The organism is Mucilaginibacter sp. UR6-11 (assembly GCF_020880695.1).
In the GTDB taxonomy this organism is placed as follows: Bacteria; Bacteroidota; Bacteroidia; order Sphingobacteriales; family Sphingobacteriaceae; genus Mucilaginibacter.
On sequence record NZ_JAJIWO010000001.1, the window covers coordinates 661,717 to 679,767 of the forward strand.

16 protein-coding genes are annotated in these 18,051 nt (G+C 42.4%); 12 read left to right on the forward strand and 4 right to left on the reverse strand.

What is annotated here, in order from left to right:
• The first annotated feature begins 40 nt into the window (after nucleotides 1-40).
• Both LJ658_RS03085 and LJ658_RS03090 read left to right on the forward strand, forming a co-directional pair.
• On the forward strand, nucleotides 41-1,789 hold the full coding sequence (locus tag LJ658_RS03085; RefSeq protein WP_230544990.1) for an amino acid permease: 1,749 nt from the start codon (nucleotides 41-43) through the stop codon (nucleotides 1,787-1,789).
• A 92-nt stretch (nucleotides 1,790-1,881) separates the two neighbouring features.
• The gene (locus tag LJ658_RS03090; RefSeq protein ID WP_230544991.1) at nucleotides 1,882-2,136 is read left to right on the forward strand and encodes a SemiSWEET transporter; all 255 of its coding nucleotides are present in this window, start codon (nucleotides 1,882-1,884) and stop codon (nucleotides 2,134-2,136) included.
• Between the two features lie 10 nt (nucleotides 2,137-2,146).
• Here LJ658_RS03090 and LJ658_RS03095 read toward each other — a convergent pair whose 3' ends face one another.
• Complete coding sequence (locus LJ658_RS03095) at nucleotides 2,147-2,944, reverse strand: phosphatase PAP2 family protein (protein WP_230544992.1); 798 nt, start codon at nucleotides 2,942-2,944, stop codon at nucleotides 2,147-2,149.
• An 84-nt stretch (nucleotides 2,945-3,028) separates the two neighbouring features.
• Nucleotides 3,029-4,978, reverse strand: a complete 1,950-nt coding sequence (locus tag LJ658_RS03100) for a KUP/HAK/KT family potassium transporter (RefSeq protein ID WP_230544993.1) — start codon at nucleotides 4,976-4,978, stop codon at nucleotides 3,029-3,031.
• 193 nt (nucleotides 4,979-5,171) lie between these two features.
• Between LJ658_RS03100 and LJ658_RS03105 the strand changes: the two genes are divergently transcribed.
• The 10 genes from LJ658_RS03105 to LJ658_RS03150 all read left to right on the forward strand — a co-directional run bounded on the left by LJ658_RS03105 (nucleotide 5,172) and on the right by LJ658_RS03150 (nucleotide 15,796).
• Complete coding sequence (locus LJ658_RS03105) at nucleotides 5,172-5,654, forward strand: T9SS type A sorting domain-containing protein (protein WP_230544994.1); 483 nt, start codon at nucleotides 5,172-5,174, stop codon at nucleotides 5,652-5,654.
• A 159-nt stretch (nucleotides 5,655-5,813) separates the two neighbouring features.
• Nucleotides 5,814-6,425, forward strand: a complete 612-nt coding sequence (locus LJ658_RS03110; RefSeq protein ID WP_230544995.1) for a fumarylacetoacetate hydrolase family protein — start codon at nucleotides 5,814-5,816, stop codon at nucleotides 6,423-6,425.
• A 114-nt stretch (nucleotides 6,426-6,539) separates the two neighbouring features.
• Nucleotides 6,540-8,249, forward strand: coding sequence for a M23 family metallopeptidase (locus LJ658_RS03115; protein ID WP_230544996.1), 1,710 nt, complete (start codon nucleotides 6,540-6,542; stop codon nucleotides 8,247-8,249).
• The gene (gene bcp / locus LJ658_RS03120; RefSeq protein WP_230544998.1) at nucleotides 8,249-8,707 is read left to right on the forward strand and encodes a thioredoxin-dependent thiol peroxidase; all 459 of its coding nucleotides are present in this window, start codon (nucleotides 8,249-8,251) and stop codon (nucleotides 8,705-8,707) included. The genes LJ658_RS03115 and bcp overlap by 1 nt, the downstream gene beginning before the upstream one ends.
• 290 nt (nucleotides 8,708-8,997) lie before the next feature.
• On the forward strand, nucleotides 8,998-9,552 hold the full coding sequence (locus tag LJ658_RS03125; RefSeq protein ID WP_230544999.1) for an RNA polymerase sigma factor: 555 nt from the start codon (nucleotides 8,998-9,000) through the stop codon (nucleotides 9,550-9,552).
• Nucleotides 9,553-9,603: 51 nt separating this feature from the next.
• The gene (locus LJ658_RS03130) at nucleotides 9,604-10,518 is read left to right on the forward strand and encodes a hypothetical protein (RefSeq protein ID WP_230545001.1); all 915 of its coding nucleotides are present in this window, start codon (nucleotides 9,604-9,606) and stop codon (nucleotides 10,516-10,518) included.
• A 3-nt stretch (nucleotides 10,519-10,521) separates the two neighbouring features.
• The gene (locus LJ658_RS03135) at nucleotides 10,522-11,010 is read left to right on the forward strand and encodes a hypothetical protein (protein WP_230545003.1); all 489 of its coding nucleotides are present in this window, start codon (nucleotides 10,522-10,524) and stop codon (nucleotides 11,008-11,010) included.
• A gap of 68 nt (nucleotides 11,011-11,078) precedes the next feature.
• On the forward strand, nucleotides 11,079-12,266 hold the full coding sequence (locus tag LJ658_RS03140; protein WP_230545004.1) for an aspartate aminotransferase family protein: 1,188 nt from the start codon (nucleotides 11,079-11,081) through the stop codon (nucleotides 12,264-12,266).
• A gap of 240 nt (nucleotides 12,267-12,506) precedes the next feature.
• Entirely contained in the window at nucleotides 12,507-14,792 is a 2,286-nt protein-coding gene (locus tag LJ658_RS03145) for a glycosyltransferase family 4 protein (protein WP_230545005.1), read from the forward strand.
• Nucleotides 14,792-15,796: a glycosyltransferase family 4 protein gene (locus LJ658_RS03150; protein WP_230545006.1), complete on the forward strand. Its 1,005-nt coding sequence runs from the start codon at nucleotides 14,792-14,794 to the stop codon at nucleotides 15,794-15,796. The genes LJ658_RS03145 and LJ658_RS03150 overlap by 1 nt, the downstream gene beginning before the upstream one ends.
• A gap of 8 nt (nucleotides 15,797-15,804) precedes the next feature.
• On the opposite strand, the gene LJ658_RS03155 is transcribed toward LJ658_RS03150, so the two are convergent.
• Nucleotides 15,805-16,218 carry a hypothetical protein gene (locus LJ658_RS03155; protein ID WP_230545007.1) on the reverse strand — a complete coding sequence of 138 codons (414 nt, stop codon included), beginning with the start codon at nucleotides 16,216-16,218 and terminating at the stop codon, nucleotides 15,805-15,807.
• A 246-nt stretch (nucleotides 16,219-16,464) separates the two neighbouring features.
• Nucleotides 16,465-17,964: a glycoside hydrolase family 130 protein gene (locus tag LJ658_RS03160; protein WP_230545008.1), complete on the reverse strand. Its 1,500-nt coding sequence runs from the start codon at nucleotides 17,962-17,964 to the stop codon at nucleotides 16,465-16,467.
• Between the last annotated feature and the right edge of the window lie 87 nt (nucleotides 17,965-18,051).

Genomic DNA, 18,051 nt, shown 5'->3' on the forward strand with positions numbered 1-18,051 from the left:
AAAAAAATGGTTATGTTTGGTATCAGGACAAATAATTTAAATGGCTAGAAATTTATTCCGTAAAAAATCGATCGAAAAAATAGTTGCGGACGCAGAAGCCGGCCTTGATGACGGGCACGGGGTATCATTAAATAAAGTTTTGGGTGTGCGGGATCTTACCGCGTTAGGCATAGCGGCCGTAATAGGCGCCGGTATTTTTAGCACCGTTGGCAAGGCTTGCTTTGATGGCGGGCCGGGCGTAATTTTCTTATTTATTATATGCGCCGTAGCCTGTGGTTTTTCTGCACTTTGTTACGCCGAATTTGCTTCACGCATCCCGATGTCCGGCAGTGCTTATACCTACTCATACGCCGCCTTTGGCGAAATAATAGCCTGGATAATCGGGTGGGACCTTGTTATGGAATATGCTGTGGGAAATATAACGGTAGCCATTTCCTGGTCAGGTAACCTCACCAGCTTTCTTCACAATATAGGCCTCCACATTCCTGATTTTTTATGCAGCAGCTTTTTTGAAGTTAAAAACGGGAACACGCAATATCTGGCGAAGATGGCCGGCAATGATGTCGCCGGCGCCGCAGATTTCCTGAGCCTGCACAACACCTGGCTCAATGCGCCGCATATTGGTTCGGTCCCGTTTATCCTTAATCTTCCAGCTTTAGCAATCACTGCGTTTATTACTTACCTGGTATATGTAGGCATTAAAGAGTCAAGGCGCGCCAGTAACCTGATGGTACTGTTTAAATTATTAGTGGTTGTTGCGGTTATAGCTATTGGCTTTTATTATGTAAATCCTGCAAACTGGGTGCCGTTTTTGCCCAATAAATTTGCCGGGGTGATGAAGGGCGTTTCGGCTGTGTTTTTTGCCTATATTGGTTTTGATGCGATCTCAACAACAGCCGAAGAATGTAAAAACCCTCAAAGAGATTTACCAAAAGGGATGTTTTACTCGTTAATAATTTGTACTATATTGTATATTTTAATAGCGCTTGTACTTACGGGGATGGTAAACTATTCTAAATTAAACACAAGTGATTTCCTGGCAAATGCCTTTAATGAAAGAGGGTTAAATATATTGGGGGGTATCATTGCCTTAAGTGCCGTTGTTGCTACCACATCTGTTTTATTGGTGTTTCAGATAGGCCAGCCCCGCATCTGGATGAGTATGAGCCGGGATGGATTACTGCCACCCAGGTTTTCAAGATTACATCCTAAATATCATACGCCGTCTTTTGCAACCATTATTACCGGTTTGGTTGTAGGCATACCATCTTTGTTTCTTGATTCGGCCATCGTTACCGACCTTTGCAGCATAGGTACTTTATTTGCTTTTGTGCTGGTTTGCGGCGGCATTTTAATACTGCCACGTACCGAAAAAAGCTCGGGTAAATTTAGGGTACCGTATATCAATGGCAAATTCATAATCCCCTTAATATTAATTGTAGCTGTCGCATTTATACAATTTGAATTTCCGGGGTTCTTTAAAAACTTTTTTGGGCTGATAGACGCCGGCCAACCCGGTCTTTCAAAAATGGCTGTCCTCCATGAAAGGATACCTTATTTTGCCTTTACATTATTGGTACTTGCCATTACGGTTGCCGGTTTTATTAAAAATTATTCGCTGATACCGGTATTGGGTTTAATATCCTGTTTTTATTTAATGACCGAGTTGGGCACGACAAACTGGCTGCGCTTTTTAATATGGCTGGTAATAGGGATGCTTGTTTATTTTGGCTATAGTTATAAAAACAGCAAACTGGGTAAAGAGGAACAAGCCATCAACAGGATTTAATACGCAAACCACCTTAGTGTTAAATTTACACTAAGATAGTTGATTATCTAATAATAATCTGCAACTTTGCATAGCCTCAAAGCTATACCACAATGAGTTATATAGAAATAATAGGCTTCATGGCCGCCTTTAGCACAACCGTATCCTTTTTACCGCAGGCGGTTAAAACCATCCGCACCAAAGATACTTCGGGGATATCGTTATCCATGTACGTGGTATTTACCGTAGGCACTTTTTTATGGCTGATGTATGGTATCATGTATCCCAGCCTGCCGGTTGCGGTAGCCAATGCCATCACCTTTTTGTTCGCGGGCGTTATACTGGTCTACAAACTCCGGTATAAATAGATTATAATAATTAGAGCTGCATAGCAAAAGTAAAGCCGCCCATACCATCCTGGTAAGTGGGTAAAATGGTTACGCTTTTACCTTTTTTATCGGTATGGGTTAACGCGTTACGGATATAAGGGTAAACCAGGTAAGAAAGCTTGGTTGAGATAATACCCAAACCGGCGCCTGCAACCACATCGCTGAACCAATGATCACGGTTATACATCCTGAAAACCCCGGTAGTTACCGCAAAAGAATAGCCGATAATGGTATATACCGGCGATTTATTGGAAAACTCCTGTGCTAAAAATTCGGCACCCATAAATGCGGTGGCTGTATGTCCCGACGGGAATGACAGGTGATCCTCTCCGTTGGGTCTTAACCGATGAGTTAAATGCTTGGTACTATAACCGGTAACGCCTAAAATACCTGCAGACAAGGCAAGTAAAGCCGTACGGTCGACAAAAGTGTTCTTACCGGATACGCCGACTAAATTTAGCCCGTAGACCATGGCAATGGGTGCGAACTGAAAATAGCTCTCGGTAGTGGTATGAAAACTTGCGCCGGTTTTGTTGGTTTCGGTCTGTATGAAGTAATCTATGCGGCGTAACGGGTGCACGGCGAAGGTTAAGGCGCCATAGGTTATCGCTGCAAACGGCGGGACAAGGGCCCATGGCTTGGTATGTAAACGCTTAACCGTATCTGGTGCGGTCAGTAAATCTTTTTTAAGGGTATCGCCCAGCTTTTTATGGGTAGTATCACTTGCCTGTTGGGCATTGGCCGATATGCTGGCGATAAACAGACTAATAATTAAAATGTACTTCATGGTATAGTATTAATGCAGACTGCAAATCTAGCTTAACAATCTGTATTAATACTGAAGCAACATTAAATTAAAATATTTTTAACATTAGCAACTTACGCGGGTAATTTCAACCGTTTCAGGCGCGGCAAGCATTAACGGAACTTTTTCTATGGTTACAAAGCTCAGGTCGAGCCCAAAGCCACGCTCCTCTGACAAGCTGATCTTTTTAAGATAGCCGTAAAAAGCCATAACCACTTTTTCATAAAACGAAAGGTTATGTGAGCGCGAAAGTACTTTTTCAATCACCACGAACCTGAAATCGCCAACAATTTTATGTTTATTTAATGATTTATAGCTGCTGGTGATATCAACCTCGCCGTTTTTAACCAGGTCTTCCACTACCCTTCTAAACAGCAGGTTTATTTGCTGCTCAATACGGAAGCCCAGTTTAAAGTCGATTCTTATTAATTTATTAGGGACAAGGAAATCAACCTCGTATTCTTTTTTATAAGGCTCATCAACCACATCAACGTGTACCAGCCAATAAACGTCGGCACGTTTGGGTTGCTTTTGCAGGATAGAGTAGATGATTTTTGACTCAACTTCTGAGTTAAAGTTAGCGCTGGTTAAATAAACCAGTTGCGATGCGTACTTAGGTACGGTTTCGTCATCGCTCAGTTCTTTGATGATATTGTAATAATCATCAATTTCGACAAACTTAACATAGCGGTTCCTGATCTTGCGGGCAGTATGCCAGGTCCACATGATCGAGAATAAAACGGTACCTATGGATAAAGTGAACCAACCGCCATCAACAAATTTATTTAAGTTACCATAAAGGAAGGTGCCCTCAATCAATAAATACATCACCAGGAAAGTATTTACCATATAACCCGGCACCTTTTTACGGCGCAAAAACCTCGAAACCAATATAGTGGTCATCAACATAGCCACGGTGATACTTAACCCGTAAGCTGCCTCCATCCTGTCTGAATGCTTAAATAACAGAACCACGCCAATACAGCCCGCACATAGCAACCAGTTAACACTGCCAACATATAACTGGCCCTTTTGCTCGCTTGGATAATGGATCTTTACCTTGGGCCATAAATTTAACCTCACGGCTTCCGCAATTAAGGTAAATGAGCCTGAGATCAATGCCTGGCTGGCAATAATTGCAGCAACGGTGGCTATACCAATACCAAATATCAAAAACCACTCGGGCATGATCTTATAAAAAGGGTTTTGCAGGTTAAGGTTAATCACCTGGCCGTTACGCTGTAGCAGCCATACCGCCTGACCAAGATAATTTAATATCAAACAGGTTTTAACATATACCCAGCTTATCTGGATGTTTTTCCGTCCGCAATGGCCCAAATCAGAGTATAACGCCTCGGCCCCGGTGGTACATAGAAATACGGCACCCAGTATAATAAACGCGTGATAATCAGAACTGGTTAAAAGCTTAATTGCGTAATATGGGTTTAAGGCCCTGATAATAGTCGGGTCCTGGATAATAAAACTCATGCCTAAAACGCCCATCATGGTAAACCAGATAAACATAATTGGGCCAAAGGCCTTGCCTACGGTTGAAGAGCCAAATTGCTGAATAATAAACAGGCCGGCTATAATAGCAATAACAACCGGTACCGTACGGAGATGCGGAAACGATGGCACCAAACCTTCAATAGCGGATGATATGGTAATTGGCGGGGTGATAATACCATCCGCAAGCAACGCGCAACCCCCAACTACGGCCGGTACAATTAACCATTTTGCTTTACGCCTGACTAAAGAGAACAGGGAGAAAATACCACCCTCACCCTTATTATCCGCACGCAGTGTTATCACTACGTACTTTAAGGTTGTTTGCAGGGTAAGCGTCCAGAAAATGCAGGACACGCCGCCTAAAACTAAAATATCTGAAATGTGCTGAGTGCCAACAATGGCCTTGAAAACGTATAGTGGAGAGGTACCAATATCTCCGTAGATAATTCCTAAACTGATAAGGAGCCCAGCGGCCGTCAGTTTTTGTAGATCTTTATGTTGCGACACTATCTTTATTTAAACGCACAAAAGTATTAAAATATTTGAGTTACAACTTAAAAATTATACAAACGTATAAGGAATTTAATTGTTAAGCAGCTAATTGGCTTTGTTAAATTATGTTAAATTGTGCAATAAAGCCGATGGCATTGTAATTGATGAAAAGTTTATTTATACTTTTGTAAAAAACTAATTGTAACGCATGAGGCGAAATTTTACCTCCACTTTTTCATGGATAATCATAATTGCTCTGGCAGTGTCCCTGAATTGTGCCTATGCCGCAACAATTCGGCTTCCGAAGCATGACACCATAAGTTACTACCTGCTTAAGAGGAAACCTAAAAAGAGCCCGTTAAACTTTACCTTACCGCCTATAAAACCCGGGGTAATATCAAGCACCAAACTGGTTATCCCTAACGATAAGCTGTTGAGCAACGTAGAAGTTTACCCCAATCCTATAGTTGATCAGATCAATTTAAAATATGTTCTGTCGCGCAATTCAAACGTAACCATTAAAATGGTTGATGTGCTGGGTAACGATGTAATGGTGCTGTTTTCGCAAAGGGTTGAACCCGGCGAGCAGGTTCTTAACCGCCAGATCAGCAATAAACTAAATCGTGGTTTCTACTTTATCCGGGTTATTGCCGGTACCGAGTCGGTAATTAAACGGATATCCCTGCTTTAATTGATGAGTTAATGTGCCGGTTTGATTAGGCGAGTAAGAGCTTATCATCAGATCAAACCGCTATTGTAATGATTAATTTATTCATTAAATCAAACATTATTCTTATTCTCGCATTTAAAAAGTTCACGCAATCGCTTACTAATTCACTCATTCTGATAAATGAAGATCATCGCCATTGGCCGCAATTATGCCGAGCATGCCAAAGAGTTAAATAACCCGGTACCTGACGTTCCGGTAATATTTTTAAAGCCCGATACGGCCCTGTTAAAAGACAACAAGCCCTTTTATCATCCAGACTTTTCAGAAGATATACATCATGAACTGGAAGTGGTTTTAAAGATCAGCAAAGAAGGCAGGCACATCAGCCAAAAGTTTGCAGCCGGTTACTATGAGGAAATTGCTTTAGGGATTGATTTTACCGCCCGCGACATCCAATCGCGCCATAAAGAAAAAGGGCTGCCCTGGGAACTAGCCAAAGCATTTGATAACTCGGCGCCGGTTAGCAACTTCGTTCCTAAATCGCAATTCGCCGATATTTATAAGCTAAATTTCCATCTTGATGTTAATGGCCAAAGCAGGCAGGCTGGTAATACCGGTGATCTGCTTTTCTCATTCGAGTACATTATAGCTTTTGTATCTAAATACTTTACCCTTAAAAAAGGCGACCTGATATTTACCGGTACCCCGGCGGGCGTAGCCAAAGTAAATGTTGGCGACAGGCTGGAGGGCTACCTAGAGAACCAAAAGCTGATTGATTTCTATGTAAAATAAGATCGCCTAACGCAGGGCAGGTATCAGCTCTAAAAGTAACCTTAAAGATTAATGTCGAAACAAGTATGGCATCACGGCGTTAACCCTAATTACATTTACAATACATCCATCTTAATGAAAAAAATATTTTTCATCGTTCTGCTATTTATAGATTATCAGTTTGCCCCGGCTCAAAACACTATCCAAAGCCAGGAATATCCACAGGGATTTTTCCGGTACCCGCTTGATCTTCCGCCATCTACAGCCGGTGGTTTTGGCGAGATCAGGCCCAATCATTTCCATGCCGGATTAGATTTCAGGACCAATCAACAAAGCGGTTATCCGGTGCACGCGGCAGCCGATGGCTATGTATCAAGGATACGTGTGCAGTTTGGCGGCGGTGGTAACATTGTCTACATTAATCACCCAAACGGCTTTACCACGGTTTACATGCACAACCAAAAGTTTAGCCCGCAAATTGCCAGGGTTTTGCATGACTACCAGTATGAGCACCAGTTATATGAAGTTGATTTTAACCTACAGCCCGGCCAGTTGCAGGTCTGTAAAGATGACGTTATTGCTATTTCGGGCCAGTCGGGTGCGGTAGCCGGCCCCCACCTGCATTTCGAGATCAGGGATACAAAGACCGAGCACACTATAAATCCACAACTATTTGGTATTACCATTCCCGACAGGATCCCTCCGGCTATAAGCGCTATAGGGATCTATCAAATGGACGGGCCGTTTAGCGAAAATACCCCACGTCAGTTTTTGGCAGTGGGCGGGGCGCCGGGTAACTATCATTTGGTAAACCCTAAAGTAATTGAGCTAAGCGGCAATATCGGGTTTGGTATCACTACCATCGACAAAAACAGCGCTTCGGTTAATCCCAACGGTGTTTATTCTATCCAGCTGAATTTAGACGGCAAAACGGTCTATACCTTCTCCATGGAGCATTTTGCCTTCGACCAGACACATGCCATTAACGGATATATTGACTACCCAACCTTTTTAACCCAGCATCGCTTTATACAAAAATGCTTTGTGCCGCCGGGCAGCCATATCTCGCTTTATCCGCAGGCTGTTAACCGCGGTATAATTAATTTTGATGACGACAATTTGCACGACGTGCAGTACGTGGTTAAAGACGTAGCCGGCAATACATCTACCCTGAACATCAAAGTTAAATCAACACATTTGTTAAGGCCAACAGCCATCGCTCAACCATCTGCTACCATGTTTCATTATGACCGGGTAAACCAATTTACCGGGCCCGGAGTTAAAATTGAAATTGACCCGGGGAATTTATATGATGATATTGATTTTAAATATGAAGCATTACCTGCAAAACCGGGCGCTTATTCTATTACCCACCGTATACACAACAAGTTTACGCCGATACATGACCATTATGATATCTGGATAAAGCCGGATGTTGACCTGGGTAACCAGGCCGGCAAAGCCGTTATAACCGGCACCACCGGCGTATGCGACAGTTGTATTTATGAAAACGGCTTTGTTAAAGGCCGCGCCCGTGGGTTTGGCGATTTTTATATAACCCTTGATACCACAGCACCATATATTACCCCGCTTAACATTCATAACGGCGTTAATCTTTCAAAAGCCAAGGCCATCTATTTAAGAATCGGCGACAATCTGTCGGGCGTAAAAACATACAATGGCAAAATAGACGGCAAATGGGTTTTAATGGCCTGGGATTTTAAAACTAAAGTACTAAGTTATACCTTTGACGAGAGCATCGCACACGGCAGGCACACTTTTGAATTGAACGTTGGCGATGCAAAAAATAACGTTTCACAATTCACAGCAGAATTTAGCAGATAATGGCAACACTTAAAGCAGGCGATAAGGCCCCGGATTTTACGGCGAAAGATCAAAATGGCAAAACAGTTTCATTAGCTGATTTTAAAGGAAAAACAGTGATCCTTTATTTTTATCCTAAAGACGATACCCCGGGCTGCACCGCCGAGGCTTGCGATTTCAGGGATAACTACCAATCCTTAACAGGCAAAGGTTTTGAGGTAATCGGCGTTAGTACCGATGATGAAAAATCACATAAAAAATTCGAGACCAAATATAACCTGCCGTTCCCGCTTATTGCCGATACTGACCATAGCATAGTTGAGGCCTATGGCGTTTGGGGCGAAAAAAACATGTACGGTAAAAAATATATGGGCACCATGCGCACCACGTTTATTATTGATGCCGAAGGTAAAATTAAAGACGTGATTGATAAAGTTGATACTAAAGCGGCATCACAACAGGTACTTGATTTGTTGTAGAATGGACCAAACCCTCTTTCCGCCGAAGGCGAAGAGAGGGTGGACAAGCGAAGCTTCGTCGGGGTGAGTTGTCGCCGCCTGCATCAGCCGGTATTTACTCATCCGGTCTTTACTTCACTCGACCACCCTCTTGCGCAAGCAGTAAAGAGGGCCGGGTAAAGGAAATCAGAGCAACCGACGCCAACGGCAGCATTATCATTTAGAAAATAATAAGTATTTTAGCGGCGGTTGATAGCTTAAACAAACAAAAGCCGCAAATAACTATTTTACTGAAAAAATAATTATCAAACATGCCCATACAGGTTGAAGATGCAGAGATACTAAGTAAATTTCAGGACGAAAAGACCCGGAATGAGGCATTTAACCTGCTGCTTAATAAATATCAGCAAAAAATTTACTGGCACATACGCCGCATGGTTATTGACCATGACGATGCTGATGATCTGGTTCAGGACGTTTTCATTAAGGTTTGGAAAAATCTGGCCGGTTTCCGTAATGATTCACAATTGTACACGTGGATGTACCGGATAGCCAGCAATGAATGCATCACGTTTCTGAACAAGAAAAAGCTGCGGAACAATGTTTCTATCGAGGATGAAGCTTACAATTTGGCCGATACCCTGGCCGACTCATCCTACTTTAATGGCGATGCTGCCCAAAAAAAATTACAGAATGCGATAATTACCCTGCCCGAAAAGCAGCGACTGGTATTTAATATGAAATACTATGAGGACATGAAATATGAAGAAATGTCGCAGGTTTTAGGCACAAGTGTAGGCGCGTTAAAAGCCTCTTTTCACCTGGCTGTTAAAAAAATTGAAGCTATTTTACTGGCAGAAGATTAAATTTAAAATGTTATTAAACCTTTTCATCTAAATTTCATCTATAAGGTAATCATGGCAAGGGATATAGAAAACAAAGAATGGCTAAATGATTATGCGCGGCTTAAACAGGTAAGTACAAAAAACCCGTTTACAGTACCCGATAGCTATTTTGAAGGGTTGGATGAACGCATAATATCAGCAATTAAACTGGATGAATTGAAAAACTCAATTTCGCCGGATTGTTTTGTTGTACCTGAAAATTATTTTGAAGAGTTGGGCAGCAACATCAAGAGCCGCATCGCTATTGAAGAGATTTTGGATACCACGGCTACGGGGTTAACCGTTCCGGAGAATTATTTTGGAGAGCTAAGCGGCAATATCCAAAGCCGTATAGCCATTGAAGAGCTTACCGGCAGGGAAGCTGCCGGCTTAACCGTACCTGAAAACTATTTTGAACAACTAAGCAGTAATATACAAAGCCGCATTGCGGTTGAAGAATTATTAAATAATGAAGATACCGGTTTAACCGTACCCGCGAATTATTTCGAGGACCTAAGCAGCAAGATCCGGAGCCGCCTGGTAGTTGAAGAAGCGTTAGCCAATGCCGAAGATGCCTTTACTGTTCCGCAGGATTATTTTAACAGGCTAAATCAAAATATATTAAATAAAACGGTTAATCAGGATATCGTAAAACGCAAAAGCGCTGTTATAAGGGTATTATCATCTACTGCATTTAAATATGCTACTGCCGCTTGTTTTGTGGCGATGATTGGTACCGGCGTATTTTTGCAGATGGAATCGCCTGAAGCTGTACATGATCGTTCATTCCTGCATAAAGAGCTGTCAACTATCCCGGTAACCGATATTCAAAATTACCTGGAGCAAAATGTTGATGGCAGCGATACCCAACATACGGTTGCCAATGAAAATTTGCCGGTTAGCCCTGATGAGTTAAAGGCCGCTTTACAAGACTATACCGACCAATAAGAGATGACAGTTAATAAGTTGTGTAAACACGTTTTTTTTATATTGTTATTAGGGTGTTTTAGCTATACAGCTTATTCGCAAAACCTGCGTATGCAATCCCGTCAGCAAACCGGGTTGCGGATAGTTAAGCCACAAAACCCGGGTATGCGCCGCATCCAGGTGGTTAAAGAGACATTTATAGGCCAGCAGCTTGCGCTTACGCGCCAGCAGGGCGAATTATTCTGGCCGATATACCGCCAGTACCAAAATGAACTTTTTGAAGTAAGGCGGTTAAAACGCCTTAACAATTCAGATGCCCAGGCCAACGGGGCCGAGCAGGTAAAAAGAGACCTGGATTACGATGCCCAGTTAGTAGCGATACGTAAGCATTACAATGAAGAGTTTATGAAAGTGCTGCCTCCTGAAAAAGTAAGCCAGCTGATAAAATCAGAACGCGAATTTAATGATGAGCTGGTAAGAAAGCTCCATGAACAAAACGTAGCCAAACCCTGAGCGAAAATATTTAATGAACAATAAAAGGCTTATCACATAAAGTGGTAAGCCTTTTGTATTTTTGGGCTATGTTAACCCTTCGCCAACTGTTTCTGACCAACAATGCCCAAACTACAGATTTCCCGCTGCTCCTTGAGTTTGAACGCGCCGAAGGGGTATATTTATATGGCAGCGATGGCCGGAAATATACAGACCTGATATCCGGTATAGGTGTAAGCAACCTGGGCCACAGCAATCCCTATGTGATCAACGCTATAAAGCAGCAGGTGGATAAATATATGCACCTGATGGTTTACGGCGAGTATGTACAAACACCACAGGTACGCTTTGCCGAAAAATTGGTTTCTGTATTGCCGGATAACCTGCAATCGGTATACTTCGTCAATTCAGGTACGGAAGCCGTAGAGGGCGCTTTAAAATTGGCGAAGCGCTTTACCGGCAGGCAGCAAATAATTTCATGCACCAACTCCTATCATGGCAGCACGCATGGCGCATTGAGCGTAATGGGTAATGAAACTTTTAAACAGGCATTTCGCCCGTTATTGCCGGGGATCGGTTTTATTCGTTTTAACGATCCGGCTGATCTGATACGGATCACCGACCAAACTGCCTGTGTTATCATAGAAACCATCCAGGGCGAAGCCGGGATCCGCGTTCCTGATATACAATACATGCAGGCCCTGCGCAGGCGCTGTGATGAAACAGGCACGTTGCTGATATTGGATGAGATCCAGGCCGCGTTTGGCCGTACAGGCAAACTATTTGCTTTTGAGCATTTTAATATCCGGCCCGACATCCTTTTACTGGCCAAGGCGTTGGGGGGCGGTATGCCAGTGGGCGCCTTTATCTCATCAAACAAAATAATGGGGTCGCTCAAAGAAAATCCAATCCTGGGGCATATCACCACATTTGGCGGCCACCCGGTTTGCTGTGCCGCCGGACTGGCAGCCCTTGAAGTTCTGCTGGCTGAAGAGCTTGTAAATACTGTTGCCGAAAAAGAAACACTGCTGCGAAGTTTACTGGTACACCCGGCTATAAAAGAAGTACGCGGCAAAGGATTGATGCTGGCCATAGAGCTGGAGAACTTTGCTGTTAACAAAAAAATAATTGACCGCTGCATAACAAATGGTGTAATTACCGATTGGTTTTTACATTGTGATAATGCCATGCGTATAGCCCCTCCACTAATTATCACCAAAACCGAGATCGAAGATGCCTGTAGGGTAATAATGGAAGCCATTGCTCATTATTGCTGATTGTCTGTATCCCGGCATATTATTATTAAATTAGTGTAATAAACCCGTTATAAACTTTAACGCGGTTAATCTTGGTATGGTTTATGCAAAATATAGGGTAAACTGCTAAAAAGTGCGTTTAAACAGCTTAAATCGAGTTTTTAAAGGTTTGATTGCACATTTTTCAAGTCAGTATACTATACAATAACTATAAAACAACCTTGGTATAACATGGCCGGAAATAACACACTACAAAAAAACATGAAAATAGCCTATATCTCAACCTATCCACCGCGTGAATGCGGAATCGCAACATTCAATCAAAACTTAATGAAGGCCATTGGCGCCAATTTCCCCGAAAGGGCAACATTACTGAAGGGTGATTTTGTGGTAGCGCTAACTGACTCTGAAGACGTCCACGAATATGAATACCCTGAAGAGGTAAAATATGTTATTCGCCAAAACCACCAGAAAGATTATATAAGGGCAGCTAATTATATCAATACCAGCAACGCGGATGTTTGCATAATGGAACATGAGTTTGGCATTTATGGTGGTGAAAGCGGTATCTATATACTGCCCTTGTTAAACCGGTTGGAAAAACCACTGATCTCTATTTTACATACAATACTGAAGGATCCCAGCTATGTACAACGTGTTATAATAAGGGAGATTGCCGAGCAGTCGGCCAAAATAATTGTAATGAGCAACAGGGCACTGGAGTTTTTAACGACCATTTATGACATCCCTGCAGAAAAGATACAAATAATAGAACATGGTGTGCCTGATTTGGAAGCACCAGAAGATAACCCGATAAAAAGCTTAACGCCATTTAAAAATCGCAGGGTATTATTAACCTTTGGGTTGATAAGCAGAAATAAAGGATTAGAGACCGTAGTGCGCGCCCTGCCAAGAATTGTAAAGGACCACCCGGATGTGATGTACGTAGTATTGGGTAATACCCACCCGGGTGTATTGAAAAACTCGGGAGAGGAATACCGGGATCACCTGAAAACACTGGCAAACCAACTCGGGGTGTCACAAAATCTGGCATTTGTTAACAAGTTTGTTGCAGAAGAAGAATTGATCCAATACCTCTCAGCGGCCGAAATTTATGTTACGCCGTATTTAAATGAGGCACAGATAACCAGCGGGACATTGTCATATGCAGTTGGTGCAGGTTCGGCAGTAGTTTCAACGCCCTACTGGCACGCTACTGAATTATTGGACCATAACCGCGGCCGCTTATTTGAATTTAAAAATGCCGACGCACTGGCCGATATCGTGATTGAATTACTTGACCAGGAACGCGTATTAAATGAGTTAAAAGAAAACGCTTATGAATATGGCCTGCATCTGCGCTGGCCTGTTGTAGGAGCTGAATATATAAAAGTGGCACAAGAAGCCTGCTCCGAGCATGATTTCAGGGACAAAATACTTAAAAACAGTATTGTTGACCCAGAGATAATGCCCAAATTCAGCCTGGCCCACGTATTGCGCCTAACAGACGATACTGGCATAGTGCAACACGCCAAATACGGTATACCTAACTTAAAAGAGGGATATTGCCTTGATGATAATGCCCGGGCGTTGATTATGGCGATTATGGCCCATAAACGCAGCAATAGTAAAGAAGCGTTTGAACTGCTTCCGATCTATCTGAGCTATATCCATTACATGCAGACAGATGACGGTAACTTCCGCAATTTCCTGAGCTTTAACAGGCAATACCTGGATGAAGTGGGTTCTGAAGATTCTTTTGGACGTACCATATGGAGCCTTGGCTATTTAATCGGCTATGCTGCAAGTAACTCGTACCGCGAATTTGCTACAGAGATATTTCAGCGTTCGTTCCCGCATTTCAGGGCCTTAAAACATTTAAGGGGAATGGCCAATACCATAATCGGTATCAGCCTGTACCTGCAGCTTCACCCAACCGACGACGGCATGGTAGCCGAGTTAGTCCGCCTAACCAATCCGCTGGTTGATGCTTATGAAAAAACGCAAACGGAAGACTGGCCGTGGTTTGAAGAGAGCATGACCTACGATAACGCCATACTACCATTGGCATTACTGCACTCATGCCAGGTAACAGGTAATGAAAGGGTTAAAGAGATTGCGTTAAAAACTATGGCCTTCCTTGATAATTTAACCTTATCAAATGGTTATCTGAGCCCGGTTGGTAATGATGGCTGGTATTACCGCGGTGGTAAATTCCCGACATTTGATCAGCAGGCTATCGAGACGATGGCTATGGTATTGATGCATTTCCAGGCTTACCAACTGTTCCGCAAGCCTGAGCATATCGAGAAAATGTTTTTATGCTATAAATGGTTCCTTGGCGAAAACACCTTACGTGCACCGTTATATGACCACGAAACCAAAGGCTGTTGCGACGGGCTATTACCGACAGGTATAAACCGCAACCAGGGTGCCGAAAGCACATTGGCTTATTTAATATCCCACTTAACCGTATTGCAGGCATTTGAGCTGGAATACGAATACAACAGATTTTCACAAAAAATGTTAAGTGCCAACGCCAAATAATGAAAGCAGCTATATTAGCTCCCGTTGCCTGGCGCACACCGCCCAGGCATTACGGGCCGTGGGAACAAGTGGCATCAAACATAGCCGAGGGACTGATAAAACTGGGCGTTGAAGTAACGCTTTTTGCTACCGGCGACTCTATAACCGCCGGTAGGCTGGAAGCCGTTTGCGAAAAAGGCTATGAAGAAGACCGCACACAGGATGCCAAGGTGCTGGAATGCCTGCATATCAGCAACCTGATGGAGAAAGCCGATGAGTTTGACATCATCCATAACAATTTCGACTTTTTACCGCTTACCTATTCGGGATTGGTCAAAACGCCCGTTATCACCACGATACACGGATTTTCATCGCCAAGGATTATACCGGTTTATAAAAAATATAACGCACGGGGGCACTATGTTTCCATAAGCGATAGTGACCGTAGCCCTGAACTTAAGTACCTGGCTACGGTTTATAATGGCTTAAATACTAAAGATTTTGTATTTAACGCACATCCTCGGGAATACCTGCTTTATTTCGGCCGTATTCATCCCGATAAAGGAACTGTCGAAGCTATTGAAATCGCCAAAAAAAGCAAACGCAAATTGCTGATAGCAGGTATAGTACAGGATGAGGGCTATTTTAAAGAAAAAATAGAACCGCAGTTAAACGATCAGATCACCTATATCGGCAGCGCCGGACCGGAGAAACGAAATGAATTGTTGGGCAATGCTTTGGCGCTGTTACATCCTATAAATTTCGAAGAGCCTTTCGGACTAAGCGTAGCCGAAGCTATGCTTTGCGGGACGCCTGTCATCGCTTTCAATAAAGGCTCGATGCCTGAACTGATCAAGCATGAAGAAACAGGCTTTTTGGTAAAGGATATTGAAGAAGCGGTTAACGCCGTTGAAGCTTTAAATAAAATCAAAAGAGAGAATTGCTATAATTGGGCAACCAGCCAATTTTCATGCGATAAAATGGCTGCCGATTATTTAAAGCTATATCACCAGATCCTGGGGTAACTGCCTGATTAAGCAGTTAACTCTATCCCCTGGCCTGCAATATCATGGTTTAAAATATCCGCCTGATTCTCCTGATCTGTTTGATGATCATAATTGATCAACGGCCTCAGCCTTGCTTCTGCAGCTTGATACGTATCCTCATTGTGTACTGAACGATAATTTTCAAGGTCGACATGCGGCGCATATTTGTAACCAAGTCTTTTGTTTTCTTCTTCAATAAAACTAAACAGGTCGCCCAGACAAGCGTGTACCGCTTGCAGGTATTTAAAGTTGGTAGATGTAAGACATTTACCGGTATCGTCGGGGCCTTTACCCGGCTCACAAAAATTTAATTTTGTAATAATACCATTTACAAGTTCAGCCTCGAATTTACCTTCGTTATGCCAGGCAAGGTTGTTTTTTATTTCTCTGAAATGATCCATCGGTTTAATAAATTTATTTCCATATAATTTGTAACAGACACATTATTAATTAACTACTGTTAGTAGGTACATAACAATGGATATGCCATTTTTTGATATGTTGATAAATAAATAAAAAAGGGCTTTAAGCGTGATTTTGGGATAATGAGAGCATTTAGCGGGTGGATATCTTCCACCCGCATGCGTATACTTTTCAGTACATATTTTATTGAAGGGTACTTAAGAAGCTGTGGAACTTCGCAAATATTATACTGCTACCTGTTTGTTTTCTTTTTTGGTTACGGTAGCATCTTCTTTAAACTTTGCTATTAGTTCGTCAAGATCGATTTCGGCAAACGAGGTAGAATAATCCGACAATCCGTAAGGGATGATCAATTTATTATTATTGATGATTGAACCACATGAATAGATCACGTTAGGCACATAACCTTCGCGCTCGTCGCTGTTGGGGATCAATATAGGCTCTCTCAGCCTGCCTATTTCTACCTCAGGATCATCAAGTTTAAGCAAACTGGCGCCCAGCACGTACCGGCGCATAGGGCCTACGCCATGGGTAATTACAATCCAGCCGTGTTTGGTTTCAATCGGCGATCCGCAGTTACCTATCTGTACAAACTCCCAGCTAAATTTAGGTTTTTGCAGTAATATGGGTTTCTCCCAGATATTGATCTTATCCGAGTACATGATATAGTTATTGCAGCCATCAATACGCGATATCATCACATACTTGCCATTTATTTTACGCGGAAAAAGCGCCAGGTTTTTGTTTTGGGCACCGGCACCATATAACGGCATGATCTTGAAATTATAAAAATCAGTGGTTTGCAATAGCTTAGGCATGATTAACGCGCCATCATAAGCCGTATAGGTTGCATAATAAACACGGCTGCCATCCTCATTCATAAATTCAACAAAACGTGCATCCTCTATACCTTTACGTTCGTACTCAGATATCGGGAAGATTACCCTGTCTGATATATCGGTATCCAATGAAAATACAATTTCGTAGTATGAATCGGCCAGCCAAAGCACTTTATCATACTCCAGTTTCTTCATATCGCTCTCCTGCAGTTTTTGCGAATCAATAATTATCCGGCGCAGGTTTGAATATTCAAAATGATGATCGAGCTTTGATTCCAGCTCGTGCAATACATCAATATTTATTTGGGTGATAGCGGCTTTATCAAAAAATAACTTTTTATTATAAACCGCATTACGTACAATCTCGGCCTCATCAATATAATTACCGGCAGGTAAAACCGTGATGTTATTACTCTTATCGATCAAAGCCCGGCGGAAAGTGATAGATGAAATGTGGCCCTCGCCTACCGCCCTGAAACTCATGATCACCCTTCGCTCGCCTTCTGAAAGCTCCGTTTGATCTGGGTCCTGAACTATTGACGGATTAAAAAATGCTGCTGATTCGATTGAATACTCATGCGTGAAATAAGACCCGATAAGCAGTTTACGATACACCGTCAGTGTATCATAATCAATATTCAATTCGGCAAAAAATGGTTTTAGTTTACTGCAATGGCGGTTTAAAACCCGGGTTATATTACGGTGACGTTTAGAATACTCCTGCAATAGTGGCGAGATGATGCTAAATGCTTCTTCCTCGCTTATACTTATTACACGCTCTAATACTTCTTTGGCTCGGTCGTTTCCGTTAAAAAAGAATCTTGCTATAACACGTTTTGGATCTGGATTAACTCTTACGGGTTTACGTTCAACAGATAACTTCATATATAAATAGTACGTTTTATAATTAACACAAACTTGTTCAAATTGATTGAAGTAATTTCAGAAACCTTTTAATTAATTATAGCCCAT